Origin of the sequence: Niastella caeni, assembly GCF_004834005.1 — a bacterium.
GTDB classification, from domain to species: domain Bacteria; phylum Bacteroidota; class Bacteroidia; order Chitinophagales; family Chitinophagaceae; genus Niastella; species Niastella caeni.
Genome location: NZ_STFF01000001.1, coordinates 342,718 through 363,103 on the forward strand (window position 1 = coordinate 342,718; position 20,386 = coordinate 363,103).

General features: G+C 38.6%; 17 protein-coding genes. 7 read left to right on the plus strand and 10 right to left on the minus strand.

Translation table 11 applies throughout. From position 1 onward, the window contains the following. Positions 1 to 5 precede the first annotated feature (5 nt). Positions 6 to 1,634, plus strand: a complete 1,629-nt coding sequence (locus FAM09_RS01420) for a RagB/SusD family nutrient uptake outer membrane protein (RefSeq protein WP_136575291.1) — start codon at positions 6 to 8, stop codon at positions 1,632 to 1,634. Positions 1,635 to 1,697: 63 nt separating this feature from the next. Here the strand turns inward: FAM09_RS01420 and FAM09_RS01425 are convergent, their stop codons facing one another. The 6 genes from FAM09_RS01425 to FAM09_RS01450 all read right to left on the minus strand — a co-directional run bounded on the left by FAM09_RS01425 (position 1,698) and on the right by FAM09_RS01450 (position 7,735). After that, positions 1,698 to 2,525: a CheR family methyltransferase gene (locus tag FAM09_RS01425; RefSeq protein ID WP_136575292.1), complete on the minus strand. Its 828-nt coding sequence runs from the start codon at positions 2,523 to 2,525 to the stop codon at positions 1,698 to 1,700. A gap of 31 nt (positions 2,526 to 2,556) precedes the next feature. Then, on the minus strand, positions 2,557 to 4,341 hold the full coding sequence (locus FAM09_RS01430) for a methyl-accepting chemotaxis protein (protein WP_136575293.1): 1,785 nt from the start codon (positions 4,339 to 4,341) through the stop codon (positions 2,557 to 2,559). A gap of 42 nt (positions 4,342 to 4,383) precedes the next feature. Next, complete coding sequence (locus FAM09_RS01435; RefSeq protein WP_136575294.1) at positions 4,384 to 4,860, minus strand: chemotaxis protein CheW; 477 nt, start codon at positions 4,858 to 4,860, stop codon at positions 4,384 to 4,386. Then, positions 4,838 to 6,484 (minus strand): chemotaxis protein CheA, encoded by a 1,647-nt coding sequence (locus FAM09_RS01440; RefSeq protein WP_136575295.1) that lies wholly within the window; start codon positions 6,482 to 6,484, stop codon positions 4,838 to 4,840. The genes FAM09_RS01435 and FAM09_RS01440 overlap by 23 nt, the downstream gene beginning before the upstream one ends. Further along, positions 6,485 to 6,847 carry a response regulator gene (locus tag FAM09_RS01445; RefSeq protein WP_136575296.1) on the minus strand — a complete coding sequence of 121 codons (363 nt, stop codon included), beginning with the start codon at positions 6,845 to 6,847 and terminating at the stop codon, positions 6,485 to 6,487. Between the two features lie 207 nt (positions 6,848 to 7,054). After that, positions 7,055 to 7,735 (minus strand): XRE family transcriptional regulator, encoded by a 681-nt coding sequence (locus FAM09_RS01450; RefSeq protein ID WP_136575297.1) that lies wholly within the window; start codon positions 7,733 to 7,735, stop codon positions 7,055 to 7,057. Positions 7,736 to 7,839: 104 nt separating this feature from the next. Here FAM09_RS01450 and FAM09_RS01455 point away from each other — a divergent pair, with 104 nt between their 5' ends. After that, the gene (locus FAM09_RS01455; protein WP_136575298.1) at positions 7,840 to 8,049 is read left to right on the plus strand and encodes a hypothetical protein; all 210 of its coding nucleotides are present in this window, start codon (positions 7,840 to 7,842) and stop codon (positions 8,047 to 8,049) included. A 226-nt stretch (positions 8,050 to 8,275) separates the two neighbouring features. Here FAM09_RS01455 and FAM09_RS01460 read toward each other — a convergent pair whose 3' ends face one another. Continuing rightward, positions 8,276 to 8,935 carry a LexA family transcriptional regulator gene (locus FAM09_RS01460; RefSeq protein ID WP_136575299.1) on the minus strand — a complete coding sequence of 220 codons (660 nt, stop codon included), beginning with the start codon at positions 8,933 to 8,935 and terminating at the stop codon, positions 8,276 to 8,278. Between the two features lie 328 nt (positions 8,936 to 9,263). On the opposite strand from FAM09_RS01460, the gene FAM09_RS01465 reads away from it, so the two are divergent. The 5 genes from FAM09_RS01465 to FAM09_RS01485 all read left to right on the plus strand — a co-directional run bounded on the left by FAM09_RS01465 (position 9,264) and on the right by FAM09_RS01485 (position 12,204). Beyond that, positions 9,264 to 9,530 (plus strand): hypothetical protein, encoded by a 267-nt coding sequence (locus FAM09_RS01465; protein ID WP_136575300.1) that lies wholly within the window; start codon positions 9,264 to 9,266, stop codon positions 9,528 to 9,530. A gap of 261 nt (positions 9,531 to 9,791) precedes the next feature. Then, positions 9,792 to 10,169, plus strand: a complete 378-nt coding sequence (locus FAM09_RS01470; RefSeq protein ID WP_136575301.1) for a helix-turn-helix domain-containing protein — start codon at positions 9,792 to 9,794, stop codon at positions 10,167 to 10,169. Between the two features lie 472 nt (positions 10,170 to 10,641). Continuing rightward, positions 10,642 to 11,037 carry a helix-turn-helix domain-containing protein gene (locus FAM09_RS01475; RefSeq protein ID WP_136575302.1) on the plus strand — a complete coding sequence of 132 codons (396 nt, stop codon included), beginning with the start codon at positions 10,642 to 10,644 and terminating at the stop codon, positions 11,035 to 11,037. A gap of 298 nt (positions 11,038 to 11,335) precedes the next feature. Further along, positions 11,336 to 11,815: a MauE/DoxX family redox-associated membrane protein gene (locus tag FAM09_RS01480; RefSeq protein ID WP_136575303.1), complete on the plus strand. Its 480-nt coding sequence runs from the start codon at positions 11,336 to 11,338 to the stop codon at positions 11,813 to 11,815. A 134-nt stretch (positions 11,816 to 11,949) separates the two neighbouring features. Continuing rightward, positions 11,950 to 12,204, plus strand: a complete 255-nt coding sequence (locus FAM09_RS01485) for a hypothetical protein (RefSeq protein WP_136575304.1) — start codon at positions 11,950 to 11,952, stop codon at positions 12,202 to 12,204. Positions 12,205 to 12,297: 93 nt separating this feature from the next. Here the strand turns inward: FAM09_RS01485 and FAM09_RS01490 are convergent, their stop codons facing one another. The 3 genes from FAM09_RS01490 to FAM09_RS01500 all read right to left on the minus strand — a co-directional run bounded on the left by FAM09_RS01490 (position 12,298) and on the right by FAM09_RS01500 (position 19,618). After that, complete coding sequence (locus FAM09_RS01490) at positions 12,298 to 13,821, minus strand: TlpA family protein disulfide reductase (RefSeq protein WP_136575305.1); 1,524 nt, start codon at positions 13,819 to 13,821, stop codon at positions 12,298 to 12,300. 720 nt (positions 13,822 to 14,541) lie between these two features. Continuing rightward, positions 14,542 to 15,948 (minus strand): RagB/SusD family nutrient uptake outer membrane protein, encoded by a 1,407-nt coding sequence (locus FAM09_RS01495; RefSeq protein WP_136575306.1) that lies wholly within the window; start codon positions 15,946 to 15,948, stop codon positions 14,542 to 14,544. Between the two features lie 13 nt (positions 15,949 to 15,961). Further along, positions 15,962 to 19,618 carry a SusC/RagA family TonB-linked outer membrane protein gene (locus FAM09_RS01500; RefSeq protein WP_136575307.1) on the minus strand — a complete coding sequence of 1,219 codons (3,657 nt, stop codon included), beginning with the start codon at positions 19,616 to 19,618 and terminating at the stop codon, positions 15,962 to 15,964. Positions 19,619 to 20,386 lie beyond the last annotated feature (768 nt).

The window sequence follows — 20,386 nt, forward strand, 5'->3', positions numbered from 1 at the left end:
TTTTTATGAAACGATACCTCATATATATAATAACAATAGTTATCCTCACCGGAGCCTGTAAGAAAAGCTCCCTCCTGTTAAACGATCCCAACCTGCCAACACCTGAACTATCACTGGTAACGGAAGCAGGGCTGAAGAATTTTTCATTGGGCATTTTGCAAAAAATGATGGCTGATGTTCCGGACGAAGGGAATACCAATATTTTTCATATTGCCTTAACCAACCACAGTATTATGGGCGATGAGGCTTATGTGCCGTATGGCAATTATGGTATGCGGTGGGTAGACCAGGTACATAAGATCACGTTGCCCAGCGGAACGGTAATAACCAACCCCAATGGCCTTGATCAGAAAACCCAGCTACAGGGATTTGATTCAAGAGGAGCCGGTGAATTGAACGCGTTTCAATACGAGTGGGCTGTTAACTATTACATCATTGCGCAGGCCAACCAGTTATTAACGGCATTGGAAAATACCGCGCTCAGCCTTTCCGGTGATGCAGATAACAAGAAAAATATTTTTAAAGCCTGGGCTTTATGGTGGAAGGGATACGCGTATTCCCGCATCGGCTCCATGTACCTGGCCGGTATTATTACCAATGTAGCCGGCGAAACCAATGGCGACTTTGTTGACCATACAGCTATTATGGCGGAAGCCGATAAAATATTGAATGAATGTTTGACCACTTTGAATAACATCAGCGAATCGGCCGAATATTCAAACATCATGACGGCCATTGTTGCTTCGTTCAACGATAACAAAAATGTAGTAACACCTGCCATGTGGAAACGGCAGGTATACTCGTTACAGGCACGCAACTTAATGGCCAATAAAAAAATTGAGGAAATGACCCCTGCCAACTGGCAGCAGATCATAACGCTTACCAGCCAGGGCATTCAGGCCGGTGATAATATTTTCAGGTTTGGGATGGACCCCAGTGGCACCAACGATATATCTCAGGCCTTCTTTCATCCTTATGCCTTTATTGGAGAAGTGCAACAATTTTCATTTGTAAGCGAGCGCCTGGTACAGGAATTTAAACCCGGCGATGCCCGGTTTACAAAAGGGTTCGTTCAATTTTCGGTACCGAAAGTAAATGAAAGAGGCCGTGGCTTGCAATTTGGCACCCGGTGGAACCCGGTGTTTATTGAAGATGGCGGTTTATATGCCACCGGCGATAACAGAGGGCTGGTTCCCTGGGCATGCAGCTATGAAGAAAATCAATTGATGCGGGCGGAAGCGTTGATACGTACCGGTAGCATTCAACAGGGATTGCAGTTGGTAGATGAAGTGCGTGACTTTCAAAACTCCGGCCTGGCGCATGTTGCCAATACCGGCTTAAATGCGGCCCAGGCTTTGGAAGAATACAGAAGGGAAAGAAGAGTAGCGCTCTTTTTATGGGGCACTGCGTTTTACGATGCGCGACGCTGGGGGGTTACCAAACCGGCTTCACAAGGGGGCGGAAGAGCCAATGCCATTGTGATGATACCCGGCAATTTATTGTCGCCACCGCAAGCGGGTTCTGTTCCTACTCCCTGCTTTATGGAATATAATTACATGGATTACTGGGATGTGCCGCAAAATGAACTGGACTTCAATACGCCGGGCAATATTTCTATTCCGCTGAAGAATTAATAAGTGATTGTTTGATGGCTTGATTGTTTGATGGCGGAGATTCTAAAATTGTCTCCCACCAAGTTATTGGTGGGAGAGCTTTTTTAATATCGTTGGCTGCACAGGGACCAACGACAATTGCATGTTGGAAACTGTTTCAGAATGACCCAGGAACAGGTAGCCGCCCGGTTTTAATTTCTCAGCCAGTTTATTGATCACTGTACACTGGGTTGTTTTATCAAAATAGATGAGTACGTTGCGGCAGAAAATAACATCAAACTTACCGTACACATCATAATCCTCATCCATCAGGTTAAGGCGTTTGAATTCCGTTCTGCCTCTGAGCGCCGCGTTTATCCGGATGGTTTGTTTTGCGCGGTCTTTACTCCGTAACAAATATTTTTTCCGCAACCACATAGGAATATCGGCAATCCGCTCCTCGGTGTACACAGCTTCTGCAGCTTTCGATAACATGGTTAACGAAACGTCTGTACCGGTAATGCGGTAACTGGTACCGTTTACCATTTCTGTAAATTCATTCAACACCATGGCAAGCGTATACACTTCTTCCCCGCTTGAACAACCTGCGCTCCATACGTTTATTTCCTTATAGCCATTCCAGCCTTCACAGAGTTCGGGTAAGGCGTATTGCGTTAGAAATTCGAAATGGGAAGGCTCCCTGAAAAAGTCGGTCTTGTTGGTGGTTACCACATCAATCATGTGCAGCATCTCCTGCTCCAACCCTTCATCGCTGAATAAAAAATCGCAATATTCCTTATACGACGACATATGTAGCGCAGTGAGTCTTTTTTGCAGCCTGCACTCCAGCATTACCTTTTTCTCAGCCGGCATTTTTATGCCATAGGCATTATTTATATAAGTACTTAGCCGGTTAAAATCGCGCGTTGTCATTTTCTGCTATTTACTTTTCAAACCTCGCTCATTAATATTGCTCGTAATCGTTATCCAGCCGATCGCCTTTTTTGCCAGGTATAGCCACTTTGTGGCCATTTTGCTTTGCCATTTCGGGTTTATGATTCAACAGGTGACCGTTTATGACCGGTTGTTTTTTAAAGCCTGTGTGCAATACAGATTTATAATTCCTGTGCTCACCGATCCTGAAAAAATCTACCGCCTGCTTCAATTGTTCGGCCTGCACCATCAGCTCTTCAGAGCTGGCGGCTATTTCTTCCGATACGGCTGCATTTTGCTGTATCACATTATTTAACTGCTGCAGCGCATTGTTTATTTGTTCTGAATTTACCGTTTGTTCTTTGCCTGAGATACTTATCTCTTTAACCAGCGCAGCCGTTTTCTCAATATCCGGCGCTATCTCTTCCAGCAATTTACCCGATCTGCCAGCGATATCGATGCCTGATGAAGAAAGCCCGTTGATCTCATTGGCAGCGGCCTGACTTCTTTCAGCCAGCTTTTTTACTTCCGCAGCTACTACGGCAAATCCTTTACCCTGCTCACCGGCACGGGCCGCCTCAATGGCGGCATTCAATGCCAGCAGGTTGGTTTGCCGGGCTATTTCACCTATGATAGTGATCTTACTGGTGATTTCTTTCATCGATACTTCGGTACTGTTCACGGCTTTGTTGCTCTCTGTAATATCAATGGCCGCTTTGGCTGCTATTTTTTCCGTAGTAAAGGCATGCTCATTATTCTGCTGAATATTGGCCGCCATTTCTTCCATAGAGGAAGCCACTTCTTCGGCTGAGGCAGCCTGTTCGGTAGCACCGGAGCTCATCATTTGCGAGGCAGCGCTTAACTGCTGACTGGCCGAGGCAATGGTATCGGCGCCCGACATAATGCCGTTCACAATATCACGCAAGCGCAGCACCATGTTTTGCAGGGCGGTTTCCAGTTCTCCTTCCGGCTTTTTATTTACATCTACCGTTAAGTCGCCTTCAGAAACTTTTTTTGCAATGGCCACACTTGCCTGTAGCTTCAACGTTGTTTTATTGATCTGGTCTAACACCTTTCCTATTTCATCTTTATTGTAATCTGTTATCTGGGTGCTAAAATCGCCTATGGCCAGCTTTTGCATGGCCACATTGGCTTTTTGCACCGATTTGGAAATGGTAGAAATGATAACATACAACATGGCGATCTTAGCCAGCAGGATGATAGCGAAAATGATCAGCATATTGCGGCGGCCTTTTATATACAGCACTTTGGTATTTGCCTCAATGTTTGCCAGATCAGCCTTATTATATTGGATCATCCTGTTCAAAATGGCGGTAGCTTCTTCAACAGTGCCAATTGATTCATTGATGATAATATTGTAAGCCTCGGCATTGCTTTGCGTTGTATTTACTTCGCTGGCCAGGTGCTTCACTTTATTATAATCATCCAGGTACTGTTTCCACTTCAACTGAAAAACGTCAAAGTCTTTTTTTCCTTCCTCATCCAGGATCGGCTTTAATTCATTCATGTGCTGATCAATTTCAAGCAATGTATGATCGGCCTTTTCCCGCAATGCTTTCAATTTGCTGTTATCATGCACGATGTACATTTCCTTTTCGGTTTTGGAAATAAACTGCACATCGGCTGCCAGTTTGCCCGACAGCTCAATGCGCTTGGTATGGGTTGAAATAACCGTTTTAACCCATTCATTTAATTCATGGCTGTTATTATTGGCGAAATAAAAAATAGTTCCAGATAATACGATCATTATTACCGAAGAAATAAACAATCGCTTTTTTAAGGTTAGCGCTCTCATGGTTGAAGGTTAAAGGGTGTTATGTTTTAAGGGTATGAATTTTTAATTAACAGCGGCCAATGCGATCAATTCATCTGCTGCAAAAACTTTATCGGGATCTACGATCATGGCAAAGTCGTTGCCGGTTTTTCCCATGCCAACGATGAGATCATTATTGCAAAAAGCGCCGATAGCCGGTGCGGGTTGAATGGCGTTTTCAGGTATTTCAAGCACTTCTTTTACCGAATCTACCAGCACCCCTACCAATAAAGGTTCTTTACCAAAGCCAATACCAACCACAATAATGCAACTGTTTATGGTAAAAGGCGCATCAGCCATGCCGAACTTAATGCGTGCATCTATAACAGGCAGTATATTCCCCCGCAGGTTAATGACGCCACGCATGTACGCCGGCGACATAGGCACTTTCACAATGGGTTTTATTTCCAGTATTTCAAGCACCTTGTTTACCCGGATGGCAAACAGCTCTTTATCGAGTGTAAAGGTTAAATACGAGTCAGCTTGCTGCTGTAAGTTCATATCGTCCTGTTTTTTTATTGAAAAACTGTTCAATTACATTATTTGTATCCAGCACCAGCGCAATGTTGCCATCGCCTAAAATGGTGGCGCCCGTAACAATATCGAGGTGATTGAAGTATTGTCCCAGCGGTTTTAACACTGCCTGAAATTTGCCGGCAATAATATCAACCAGTAAACCGATCTTTTTTTCGCTATACTGCACCACCACTATTTCTTTGCCGGGCATTGAAGATGCCTGCCCCGCCAGTTCGTGTTGTAAATTGATGAACGGAATTACCTGGTCATCTATCACTATGGTATTGGAGAAGGTGTTCAGGAGTTGCACCGAAGACAATTCCTGGCAAATATCTACTGCCGACAACGGGATCACGTAATCAGCCCCATTCACTTTTACCAGCAACCCATCAATGATAGATAAGGTAATGGGCAATTGAATGGTAACGGTAGTGCCCGCGTTTTCGGTAGAATGGATGGCCACCTGGCCTTTAATATCGGCAATGCGGCGTTTAACCACATCCATGCCCACCCCACGGCCAGATGTTTCGGTAATTTGTTCAGCGGTTGAAAAGCCCGGTACAAAAACCAGTTGCAGCAATTCTTTATCGCTCAACACATCGTTCTCACCGATCAATCCCTGTTTAATGGCCTTGCTTCTGATCTTTTCTTTATTCATGCCTTTGCCATCATCCTGTATTTCCAGGTACACATGCGCACCGGCGCAATAGGCCCGCAACACAATGCGACCGTGCCGCGGTTTACCGTTCTGCTCTCTTACAGCCGGCTCTTCAATGCCATGGTCGATGCTGTTCCGCAGCAAATGCATTAAGGGATCCTGCAATCCCTCCATAATATTTTTGTCGAGTTCTGTTTCGGTTCCTTCCGTTATAAAATCTATTTCTTTGTGAAGCTCAGAAGCCAGGTCACGCACCAGCCGGTGAAAGGGCGTTACCATATTTTCAACCGGCACCAGGCACATGCTAAAAGCGTTATCGCGAATGCGGGTAGAAATTTTTTCGAGGCTTTCAGCAGCCGCTAACAGATCGGGTTGCGGATGTTCGCTGGTAAGCACGCTTAATTTGGCCTGCAGCGTGATCAGTTCGGTTACCAGGCTCATCATGGTGTCCAATCTTTCCACCGGCACCCGGATGCCTGAAATGATCGCTTTTCTTTTAGGCGCCTCACTTATTCTCTCGTGGCTATCCACGGCCTGGCCTTCACAGGCAACTATAGATCGATGATCATTACCCATGTTTGTAATGATCGTTAGAATATCAGTTGTTAAGGATTCATGAATTTGTTTATTGGCATCGCTCAACTGTTTGTTACTATTTAACAAAACAGATAAATGATCTAAAGAAGCCAGGGTAATATTGATGATGGGGGCAGTAACTTTTATCTTTTCCGCCCGCACGAATTCATAAATAGCTTCCAGGTGGTGCGTGAAATCGGCAATCACTTTGAAGCCCATCATAGCGCTGTTCCCTTTCAGGGTATGCAAACTGCGAAACACCTGCTGCACCAGCGACACGTCATCAGGATGTGTTTCCAGCAACAACAAGCCCTGTTCCATGTCGGCAATCAGCTCCAGGGCCTCACTTGTATATTTAGCTTCAAACGGGTTCATTTAACCGATCATTTGTTTAACCGTGGAAACAAGTTGTTCGCTTACCAGATCTTTCGACAGTAAAGCGGTAGCGCCGGAACGCTTCAAATAGTCGGCATCGTTAGTGTTATGCGAATCGAATAATACGATGGGAATATGATGGTAGGCGGCCTGCAGGCGAATGGAATTAATAAGGTCCAGGCCATCCATGTTAGGCATGTTCAGGTCGGTGATCACGAGGTCGATATGCTGGCCATCAAAATGCTTTAACGCATCTTTACCATCGATACCGGCCAGGGTGGTATATCCTTCCTGTTCCAGGGTAAACCGGATCATTTGCACAACAAAATCGGAGTCGTCAACTATCAGCACGGTTTTATTCATAACAATAAGATTTGGATTTTATCAGGATCAGCGGCCACCAATGGCAAAGCTGCCTCCTTAGTAAACGCGATTGAAGGCGGCGGCACATGTTATGATGCACCCAATATCAGCTGGTTACAGGTTTATATGTAGAGGAGCAATATTTAACTACTAAAGAAGCAGGTTGTATAAACGCAGATGGGCAGGCAGCAGCAGAAAGCGAACACGTTATATTTGTTTCGTAATGACCGACACAACACTAAAGATGGCCAGAATATCGTCCATCTTCCGGGTTATTTCAGGGTACTCTTCATTTTCAGCGGCAAGGATGATGCTGTTATTTTCAGCAGCAGGCCGCACTCTTCTCAGGATGCCGGTATGGTTCTTATCAACAATGTAATAATAGTAACCCGCATTGATGATTTTAGTGAACCGCAACTTTTTAATGGCAACCAGGTCAGTGCTTTTGAATTTTGGTTCCATACTATTACCGGTAACCGGTATAACACCATCAACTTCACCTATAACGGGCGCTTCAAATCGCCACGCAACCAGTACGGGTTGCTCATTGATGGCAATAATGGAACCAGGAGCGGCATTTTTAAAGATAGGCAAAGGGGCCTCATCCTGTGAAAGAAAGATACCGGTAAATAAAGAGGAGGAAGGTGGTTGAAACGAGTTATCGGAGCCGTTAGATCTTGGATCCTGGAGAACATGATCGGGCAGGTTCTCCATTTTTTCCATGTAATCGATGAGCTTATTATACAAGGTAATATCACTGGGCTTGGTACCCTTTTCCCACTTGTACAGGTTCTCTTTGGAAATACCAGTGGCAGCGGCAATAGCCGGCATTTTTAAATTCTTACGGAGCCTGAAGTCCTTCAGTCTTTTACCAATAGTAGTATCCATTGATATTGATCAATTAAGTACAAAAATTACACTTTGCTTTACACTAATTGGAAATATTTCCATTATCTTTATACAGCAAATTTAGTGTATCAAATTAACAAATAATGAAACTAAGCCCAAAAGCATTAAAGGCTATCAATAATCCGGTCACCAGACGCCGCCTTATGGATGTTTTAGGATGTACGGAATTCACCATTGCCCGGTATATTCAAAAGAACAGTGATAACCTTACCAAAGCTGCAGCCATGCAGGTAATAAGGGAAGTAACCGGGTTACCTGATGAAGAGATATTGGAAGTAGGCATAAATAAATAAAACAGGTCCAACTATTCCATTGAACCTGTTTTTTAAACACATTACACTCTCATTGGAAGTACGCAATTAAAATACACTTTACCAGAGCATTTGGTAAATGATCAAGGATTTACTATTAATTAAAACAATTAAGCAATCCTGCTGTACTAAATCGAAGTAAAAAAAAGTTGTGCCGATAGGCTTATAAGGTAGTTCGAACGGCAATTTTAAGAAGTCGTTATGAATTTTAATATCTCAAAATACCGGCCGTTACGCGGAAAATGGCTTCAATTTGCTCCCATTGCCGGTGGATTGGCGGATATTTTTCCTGGTTGAGGCTATCAGAAACCAGTTTTATGGTGTTGGGCAGATCGCCCTGGTAGATGCGTCTTATAAATCCCTGCCAGTTTTTATCAACAATGTAATAGTACTTGCCCCATTCGAGGATCCTGTAATCGATGAGGCGGATAAGCACTATGCGGCTGCCGTTGATGAACGTAGGCGCCATGCTATCTCCTGTAACTTCAATTACGCCTTCGCCTTCTCCCAGGAAGGGAGCATTTATCCGGTCAACAATAAGTTCCGGCTCATTGTCGCTAAAAATAATGGTACCAGCGGCGATGCGGCCTTCGGTTTGCGGAACAGCTATCCGTTTCCGGTTGAAGGGCAGCCTGAGGGTGGTGGGTTTTTGGTATTCGAGCAGGAGCTGTTCTTCTTCCAGTTTGTTTTCCATCTTATCGAGGTAGGACTTTAATCTGAAATATTCCTGAATATCACTGGGTTTGGTGCCTTTCTCCCATTTATACAGCGTTTCCCTGGCAATACCGGTAATGGCTGAAATGGTAGGCATTTTAATTTTCGACCTCTCTCTAAACTCTTTCAATCTTTTACCGATGTGCTGGTCCATAAGAAAATAGATTTCTGATGATACTGACAGGTATCAATAGTTGGAAATTTCGACAATAAATTTTCGCAAACTGATGGAAAGTGGAATGTTGTAAACAGAACGAAGCAACGGAATTGATCTTCCTCAAGAAAAAACTGAAAGCATGATGAATAATAGGTGAATTCCTCATTCAACGGAATACTTTCCATATCTTTAATTACTTTCCATTTAACAAATGTATTCAATAAACCATTTTCCATTACATGTGAATGCATTTTTTGATCAAGATCATATCCTACGAATATTACAATACACTCAACACTTTTATCTAACATTTAAATTTGAAAAAATGGTAAAGAGCAAATTGAACAAGCCGCCCAGGAACATTTTTATCGTGAGCTTACAAAGGGACAGTGGTATCACCAAGGCCCGGGAGAAGCGGGTTTTACAGGAGATCTTTCCTTGCCCGCTTTTGCCCGAAGAAAGCGATATTATCATTGTCGTAATTCCTTCCCCCGGTAGCACGAGGAGGCGAAAGATCATTCAAAAAGTTGGCGCACTAAAAAAAAGCAATCGCCGTTTGACAACGGTCGTGAAGCGATATATCTTAAATTAACCATTGAAAATGAAAAAATTAAGTATACCGGTCACGCCTAGCCAGAAAGTGGCCGGTATACTTTTAATATTTAATTAAAAAAATGACCTTTATCGTTAGAAGAAAAAAAACTACATTTGATTTAGTAGTGCCTCCTCACAGCCACACTTGTCCGTCCTTTTAAACGCACGCCCCGCTGGTATTTATATAGATATAGTGTACAGATCCAATGCATCACAGAACGATATGCAATAAAATAAACCTTTATCTTAAAACTATCTTATGAACCAGAAACGTTTGAGGAGTTCATTTCAGGAGACCATTTATTCCATTAAAGACTACATTGATCAGCATCCGTTGGAGATTAAAACGATCTCAACGCTCATCCACAAAACACATTCACAAATCGGGATCAATTTGCTTCACCAGGGTTTTCGTCAGTTGTACGGAACAGGCATTAAGGAATACGAGATCAGGAAACGGCTGGAAGCTGCCGCCCACCTGCTGCAGGCAGATGAATTGACCATGCAGGAGATCACGGCGAAATGCGGTTACAGTTCGCAAAGTTCGTTTGTACGGGCATTTAAAGATGTACATGGCATTACACCCGGACAATGGCGCAACCAGCATGCACCTTTGTTATTGCAGGAAGCGTGTTAATCACCACCACCCTACCATCATTATTTTAATTGTAATTACTGTTGCAGGCAGATCATGAAAAGGTTTGCCTGCACAGTATTTTAACAGGTATGCATAACAGTTAAATGAAACCAGATTAAAAACGAGATAACAAGGCAACGAGGTAGAAAGACAAAGAATAAAAAAGAGTGTGGTTTTGTATAAAAAAATTGCAAATAGCGAAAATCTACGGTTGTAAATTGCAGGTAGATAATTGATGAAGCAAGGGCAACGAAGGAAGGAGAAACTACAAGAAGAGAAAATAACCGATAGGAGCATATACCAATCAACAACAGCCTTTCTTGATCTATTATAGAAGGTTTTTAACAGTGGCTTGCTGTGCTGCCTTTTTTGTCTAATTAGGGCACCCTGCAGTGAGCAATATGAATAAGCAACGTAGGACCTGTTACCCGTTTACCCTACCTGATTTGTACACACTATTTGAGGTAGCACTATGCGTATAAAGTCGCCACAGGCAATATGTAACCAGGAAGCAACATTAACGATTAGGGAAGCCATTGAAGCCAACCCACTCAGCAGAAAAAGCATACAAGAGCTTGTACCCGGTATTTACATAGGGCGTAATCAACTACAAATATCTTTTAAGCAAATAACCGGAATGACCATTACGCATTTCAGGTTATGCAAAAGAATGGAAGCAGCCAGGAATATATTAACCACTGGTGTTACTGTAAAAGAAGCCGCCTTCACCTGTGGCTATAAAAGGCAAAGTAACTTCAGCAGGGATTATAAGAATGTATTTGGCGTACCACCGATGGAGTGTATACGCAATCAATATGAACAAGAGATGAAAGTACTATCAATAGATCTTCTGAAGAAAGTGCAATAATGGAAAACAATGCTGCAAATGCGATAAAAGAAGAGGAGTAAATTGCGTATAGATTGAAAGGGGAACACAAGAAGCAGTAAAAAGAAGTAGCTCTTATAGTTTATCCGTACATTAATAGAAATTTCACCTCTGATTATTTTATCATTATCTATTTGATGAAATTGTACACAAAAGAACTCTAGCCTTAATAATATTGATGATTACATTGTAGACTTGATTTACGATCAGGTTCAGTAGAGGACTATGCTATGGTGAGTAGAGATTTAGTTATGTAACTCAGGAATTAAACCTTGTTATTATGAAAAATGTAGCCTTATCTGGAGAATCTTCGAAACGAAATAATATTACCCAATTTGTAATTGAAAAAAGAAATACGATAATTAATTTGATAACCTATCTATTAATTTTACTATTTCTCTATACTAGCACTAGCAAATTATTAGATTTCAATAAATTTATCAATGAAATTAATATTCAGCCGTTTCCCAATTGGGTAAAGCCATACCTTATTTATACTTTAATTCCAATTGAAATAATAATTTCTATATCTCTAATATTTGATAAAACTAGAAAAACTGGATTGTGGGCTGCTTTAATACTTATGATACTATTTACTGTTTATTCCTCTCTAGTATTATTCAGATTTTTTGATAGAATTCCTTGCTCATGTGGTGGTGTAATAGAAAATTTAACTTGGACTCAGCACTTATTCTTTAATTTATTCTTTGTCGGCATATCATGCTTTGGCATTATACTCTCTAAAAAGGAAACGTTCTAAGAAATTTCAGTAACTAGATAAAAACATTTCATGCATGAAAATCTGCTGATTGTATTACCACACTTGGCAGATAAACAGGGGAAGCCGAAAACCTGTAATAAGAGTAGGCTATTAATCATTAAAAGCATTTTTTTATGAAAAAGATGAAATTATCCTTTGTAGCAGTTGCATTGATTGCAATTTGTAGCGCTTTTGCAACAAAAGCATCAAAAGTAAATTTTGACTATTATGTTTCTGGTACATCTGGCTCTAACTATGTAGTTGTTGAATTTGTGTCAAATTGTACAACAGAGACAAATTCAACTATTTGCAAAGTAAATAGCACTCAAGAACAATCAGGTGGTTTAGTGCCAATTAGCACATCTACTGCTATTGGTTGGAAACCATAAGAAATAAAATAGGGCTGAACTATTAGTTACTAAGTTAGTTATATACTTAATGAACTTTTAGATCAGCCCAATTTTTATATAAACACAAAATCACTATTTCGTAAATGTCAACTGATTTTGCGTCTGAACATTTCTAATTTCACTTATTAAGAATTCAGTATTATCTATTGAGCTAAAATATTTGTAAATTTTTCCTTCCGGATTTACTAATAGGACAGTTGGATACATACTAATTCCATAATATCTAATCAAAGGATGATCTTTTCCTTGTCCTCCAGTATATAAATTAATTGATTGCGATGATGTATAAACATTGGACTTAATACTTTTTAACCAATATTCTTTACCCAAATCAATTGATACAGAAATAAAAACAATATTTGAGTCATAAGAAAAATGTTTCTCAGCATTTTTTAAAACTTTTGAGTAAAGCTTTGCACACCCACCACAGCCAGTAAACCAGAAATCAATTAACACAATCTTTCCTTTAAAATCATCCAATTCAATAATATTGCCTGCTGTATCTGGTAGTTTAAAGTTATAAGCAAGAAATCCTGGAGTTCGTGCTCTAAGGCGACTTAATGCTACTTTACATTCAGGATTATTAATTATAAGCAATGCCCTTTCTAACGATTCATTTAATTTATTCAGATTATTCGAAGCTAAAAAAGATTGGACAATTAGTTTGTCTTTGACATCTCCTTTGTAATTAGTAATAATAGTTTTAAAATTCATTTCATGGCTTTCAAAGCCATTGCTTATTAAATTTTGAAAATTTATTTTTTCATACAAATAATAAATATAACTTTTTGATTGAGATAAAATATAGGCAGGAATATTACATTGCTCAGCCTCGTTTAAGGATTGAAATAAATTCCTTTTAAACCTATTACTGATCAAGGAATCCTTCAATTTAATTTTATCATTAAAAAAGTCCTTTAGAAAGGTAAATCTGTTACTGCTTTTACTTGAAATCAAATCAGCCTTCAATAGATCATAGTAATACTTCGATACTAGTGCTTTATTTTTATTTAAATAATTAATACCTGCTTCTATTTGTCTACTATAAGGATCTGTATATTTATATAGAGAGTCAAAAGCTTGCTTGAAATCACAGCAAGGAGCATCAAAAGAAATTGAATCAGACTTAAATCTTAATAAATATTTTTGAAATCCTTTCCCTTCAAAAATATACTCATATCCAAGATAAACGTAGTCGCTTTTAAAATCTGCCTTTTTTGTAATACTTATAATTAGGCTATCACTCGCATCCCAATACATATTTGTTGGAGTTATAGGGATATAATCGCTAAAACTTCCTTTAAAAACATCCGTTGACTTTCTTTTCTTGAAAACTGTAAGTCGCCCTCTATATGAGCCTGTCGTTATTTTAAATCGACAATATCCGTTTTCTTTAATAGGCTCTTTAAGCAATAAATCATCATTATTGTAAAATAAGTTCCCAACACTCAAGTATAATGTATCTTCCAGTTCAGGAGCGTTGTACTTAATTGTTAAATTAAATTCGTGTAGTTTGCTATTTATTTCATCCTGGCTAAAACTTGATCCAACTATCAAACTAAAAACTATCGATATTAAAAATCTTCGATTAATCATTTTAAAAATGTTGAATCTTTAATATTTATTACTCTTAAGACTATATTCACCAAAAAACACTTTTTTTAAACCATTATAAGTGCATATCCTGGTATATGTTGGTGCTTCATCCGATTTGGTGGTAACAGTTTTTATCATGTGTCATAAACAAGCCGCTTCCATGATAAATTAAATTTGTCATCCATTCATGCCTCACCTCTTGAACACTATAAGATTTATTGACTCTTCATTCCAGATTCTTCAACTCGCCCTTTTAACAAATCTTGGAGGACTTCTATAAAAAGAACTCCGTTATTAACACTTTGCAGACACCAGTCAAAGACTAGCACTAATACATTGGCGCTCCAACCTTAGCCGATGCAATTATGGATAGACGGTCAGCCACATGCACGAATTAAAATGCGAATCGCCCAAGAAACAATTAACCTTGATCTAACACTTTGCTGCCCCCTAAAATATAATCATCCTCACCACATGCACTGTCTGATTTAGCTCAACCATACACATTGATAATCAACACATGGCATAATCTTGGCATAGTACATTTAAAAGTTCTTATGATGATTATAATTCATTTGCAGATCACCGTGAACTTAGCTTGCCCATACCAATTAGCAAGATTATTACTCATTTTAGAGCTTCTTAATAGGGTTTTCTAACTTCGCACCGTTCAGGTACGCTTCACTTGGATGGCATATTTTGCTTCGGGCACATAGTTCATTACCGATCATTTTGCTCCACACCACTCAATTGTATCTCCCTATCCGGAATAGGGAAAACATATTTTTTATCGTTGGGTGATAAAGAATAAGTAACATTATTATAGATATGGTTAATAGTTACAGAAAACTGAGAATCCTGATTTAATCTGCGTAAATCTTCCCATCTTATTTGCCCTGTAAATGGCAATTCTTTTCGGCGTTCTTTAAGAACTTTCGAAAGAGCATCATTCGAATTAGCAGCAGTTAAATCTGTAAACGTACCTGTATTATATCTTTTCTTAAGTAAGGAATTTAAATCGTTCATCGCTAAAGAGGCATTACCTTGCCTAGCATAACATTCAGCCCGGATTAAATACATTTCATTAGTAGCAATTCCCCAAAAATTAAAAAAAGTGCCAGTATAACTTCCTGCATATTTTACCTGAACTCCTCCATTATTTTTATATAGCACTAATTTCCTACGATCATTATTCTCATAAGACTGATATAATAAAGAATCCACAAATTGAACTCCGAAAGCAAAGATTGATGCATCATATCCAATGCCTGCCGCATAAAAAATAATTTCGGGGTTAGCTGTACTTGCGTTTGTAGTAAATGCGGGAAATCTAAAAGTACTTGTAGTTGAAACAAGATTTGAATTATAATCAAGCAATGTATTATAAGTATTTAATACTTCATTCGCATAAACAAAGGACTTTGAATAATCGCCCATGCTTAAATATACTTTGGATAATAATGCCTTTGCCGAGGTTTGCGAAGGCCTTGTTGTATATAATTGTTGCACAGGTAGCAATTCAATTGATGTACTGAGATCGCTAATAATCTGATCATATGTTGCCTGGATTGTTGCTCGCTGATAAACAATGTTTGGATCAGATGACTGGCGTAATACTATACCTAAATCAGAGGTAGCAGTAGCCGTAACAAATGGCTTACAAAACAATTGTGCTGAAGCATAATATGAAAGAGCCCTAAAAAAAAGCGCTTGTCCTTTAATATTGTTATAATTAGTTTCGATCGATGGATCAATTTCTATATTTTGCAGCCCTTCTAATACAATATTAGCATATGATATTTTCTGATAGCTATAATCTGAAGGAGTTGAACCAGCATAAACGTCTTTTGCAAAAATATAAGAATTTCGTTCTGTGGCTGAAATGCCTGATAAACTAGCATTGGCAATGTATAAATTATCGGTTGCAATCAAACCAATTGTAGGATAATTATTATTCATTACATCAGTATTATCTAATAAGGCCTGAAAATCTTGCAAACTTTTTAATATAACTTCATTTTTTAATCGCTTTTCTTCTAGCCACTCATTTTGTTTGTTGCAACTATTGAGTATTACTATTAAAAACAGAATACTAATAGAAAAATATTTTTGAACTATCGTTAACATAAAAAATATTTATTTAAAAGTTAGCTTTACAACCAAATGAAATTGATAAAGGATTTGGTAATATGTGTACTGTATTAAAGCCACCTGCATAAGCATCTGGGTCTATATTATGGCGATTTTTTCTCCAAAGAATACCGATATTATTGGCATAAACATACAGTTGTACGCCTTCTAATGGTAGCTGCTTCCAAATAACCTTCTTGCTGAAATCATAACCCAGCCTTATATCTTGAAGACGAATATGATCAGCTTTCTCTATCAATACTTCCGAATATTGATAAAAAGTGTTTCTATTTGCATTACCAGGATAGACAAGAGAAGGAACGTTGGTTATTAATTCATCACCGGGGGTTTGCCATCTTTTTGTAAAATCACTATTAGCACTAGCAAAAATTATATCTTGATAATTCAAACTAGTTGAAGCCCTTCTAAAGTAGTAGCCTAATTTATAAACTAAATTAATTGAAATAGAAAAACCTTTGTAGCTAAAATCGTTTCTAAATGACCCCCAAATGGTAGGGCGAGCACTGCCACTATATATTAAACTATCTGGTTTAAAATTGTTAATTATACCCGCATAATCTTTGCTTATTTTTCCACTTAAATATCCTTGAGGGTCACCATTTACAGGATCCAGCCCCCCCCACTTATAACTAAATAGTGCATATAAAGGCTTACCTACTAATTTCACTAAATCACTTGTTTGAATAGATGAAGCAGTTTGATCTACATCATATTTAGTTACTTTATCGCGGAGATAACTAAATAATAAACTTGAATACCATTTAAACTGGCCGTTAACGTTTTTACTATTTATAACAACATCTACGCCCTTTGTTCTAGTACTTGCTGCATTCTTAGTAATAACCCCAAATCCAGTTTGTGGAGCAATCGGAACTGATTCTAATAAATTCAACCCGTCTTTTTGATAGAGTTCAATAGAACCATTGATTCGATCGCTTTTTATTGAATAGTCAACGCCTATATTTATGTTCTTAACCTTTTCCCAACTTAATTGCGGATTGGGAGATGTAAGATTTCTAATCATCTGAGCTCCGGTTAAACTACTGGTAGAATATGTTCCAGTTGTATAAGCGGAACCATTGTATACATTTCCGTTATATCCATATGTTGCTCTTAATTTTAAATAGGGAAGCCAACCAACATGATAAAATGATTCATTACTAATATTCCAGCCAGCCCCCATTGACCATAGTGGTGTTATTTTATCATTTGTCTTTACTCCAAAAATATTTGCCCCATCTCTTCTTCCGCTTAAGGTTAAAGTATATCTTTCATCAAAAGTATAACCCATATTTGTGTAATACGAAACGAACCTATAAAGTGTTCCATTGATATTACCATCTGGCCCGGATATTGAGTTATAAATTGTTGATGATCCACTGGGATTAGTTGGATAAGAAGTATTAAAGTTGATGTTCATATTTGATGTTCCAAATGACTCATCATACCCAATCGAATTTCTTATATAACCATCTATTTTTAATTCCTTAATTTCTGCACCAGCAATTGCAGATACATTATGTTTTTGTTTAAATGTCTGAGTATAATTTACCTGTGCTCTAAGAATATTAGAAAGCCATTCATAATTTCCTAATTCCAAAACCCCACCTTTAGGAAAATTGTATGTAAAAGCTTTAGTCGTTGTATTATACTGTGAAAATCTATTTATCAGATTTCTTGCATAATAAGTCTGTTGGCTTCTATAGTTTCTACTATTTATATTTTGCTTTTCTTTTTGATATTGAATAACTACATTTAAATAAGAAGTGATTTTATATTTCAAGCCAGTCCTAAATATTAGATTATTTACCTTTGTATTATTATCAGCAAATTTTATTTCATCTAATGGACGATATTGCCAATTTAAAAAGCCAAGCTTCCCAACACTATCTTTGTAAGCAGATCTAAAATCTCGAACAATAGCTACCGAATTCCCATCAGAATCGGCCAATTGGGCATATGGATAAAGAGATGAGTATTTGCTTGTTATACCGCTGCCTGCAACAAAAATATTTCCGTAATAATTTTGATTGTTCAGGAATGTCTTATTTTGACTATAAATGATATCCGCAGACAACTCTAAATTCTTTATTGGAGTAAACACATTTAGAGAGTTTAAAGTAATTCGTTCGTAACCATTTCTTATTAGATTATCTCTAGTCTTATCGTACCCTACGGAAAATGAATACGCGACATTGTTACCTCCACCTCTGAATCCTAAAGAATATTGTTGATTTAGCCCTTTTTGATAAACATATTTAAGAAAATCATTCCTTACGTCAATATCTTTTAGTGCATCAATTTGAGAAGAGGCTTCAGCGCTAGTAATTAAACCATTATTTTGTTTGGTCCGTATTTCTATTACTGGAGATAATGGAGGTCTGTTGGTACTATTAAGTATATCCGAATTAAAAAACCCTTTACTATAAAGAGAATCTTCAACTGTTATATAATCAGCGGCATTTAAATAATTATGATCATAAAACAAATCTGGTTTATCAACTATCGTAAAATTTGAATTGAATTCAATTTTAAGCTTCTGATTTAATTTCCCCTTTTTAGTTGTAATAACAATTACTCCATTTCCAGCTCGTGCGCCCCAAATACTAGCAGCTGCAGCATCTTTTAAGACTGTGATAGTCTCTATATCATTAGGATTGATATTTTTTAAATCACCTTCATATGGGAAATTATCAACAACAATTAATGGTTCCTTACTAATTTGATTAATGCTAGAAAGTGTACTTTCCCCTCGTACTCTAATTCCAGATGCCCTTTGTAAGGGGCTAGTGGTTGCTATAGAAGTTTGAGCATTGTTATATTGAAATAATACCCCGCTTGCAACTCCATCTATGCGACTTAAAATGTCTGTAGATACACGGCGATTTATTAATGCATTATTCAATTGAACAAATGAGCCTGTTGACCTTTCTTTTGGTATATCTTGGTACCCCGTATTCACCGTCACAACCACATCCCCTAAAGCACTCACCTTAGTTTTCAAACTTATCGCCAACTCCGTCTTCCCACTCACCTTTAACTCAAACGACTCCATTGTGATATGCGTAAAAACCAATGTGGCATTCTGATCCACAGTCGCTAATGAAAACTCTCCATTTTTATCAGTAAGTGTATTTTTCGAACTTCCTTTTATCGTTACAGTAACACCCTCAACCGGCTCCCCCTTCTCATTTACCACCCGTCCCCTAACATCAATAAACGGGGGTGCTTCGTTAATACCGAAGACATCAGCGCTTACCTTCTCCGCCTTTATTGCCACGCTCTTCCCTACTATCTTATACGACAGTGCCTGGCCTTTTAAACAGATGTCCAATGCCTGTTCAAGGGAAGCATTGGTTACTTGTATGCTAACCTTCTTATCCTTGATCGTTTCATCTTTATAAATGAAAACAAACCCGGTTTGCCTTTCTATCTGGTCAAAGACCTTGTCCAACGACGCATTGGCCAGGGAAAGGTTAATTTTCTCCTGGGCCAACCCTTTGGCTGAGACCTGTAAAGCTGCAGCAAACAGAAAAATAGCAGTTAACTTCATGATCCGCAATGTTTTTGTCAATCCCCTTTCTAGCAGTAATTGTTTCGGTTTAGTTCCCCAAACGGAACTTTTGCCAGATACAAAATCTGTCATAGTTTTGTTGTGTTAGGTTAATTAATAATACGACTCCAACGTTGAACCTAGTTAACCTCAAACTGCCGGTTGTGGTAACGACACAATCGGCATTTTTTTGCCTATCTGTGGCGGTTAACTATTTGCGGATTTGGTTATGGTTAGCAGTTTTGCTTATGGCAATTGTCGCTAGGAAGAAGGTATAATTATGATAAGGGTATTGAAAATGTGCTTTGGTCAATGACTGACTCGTCAGGTTGTTATTATGGGAACAACTTGCCTGACGTCAAACATTGACTTACTTCCAATATAATAAAACGACGATGTGGTACTCTTATGTATGGATAAGATGTTATTTCCGGATCCGGAATTGACCAGCTTAAATAAAGAAGAATAGATAGCAGAGAAAGTAAATTGAATGCCCCTGAGAACACACAGGAGAAAAATAACTGCGTAGCATGCTATGGTCATACCAATAACCAAACAGAGGCTCATAAATTGCCTTGTTGCTTTCATGTTCGTAGCGGTTTTTAACAGTTTACTATACATAGGTTGTAACGCTCAGGCCATACAACCGTTAGATGCTTTTCATATGCCTGGCAGTTGCACTAACGCTGCTCAATCATATGAAACTTTGTATCTTTAAAACAGTGCTACCGTCATATTACATATAGCATTATCCTAAAAACTTCTACGCAATCTTTTTCGGCAGCACTGTTTTCAACTAATTTTCAATACCAGGCCTTAACCAGCTTGTAAAGAAAGCCCCTACCCTGCAGTAGATAAGGG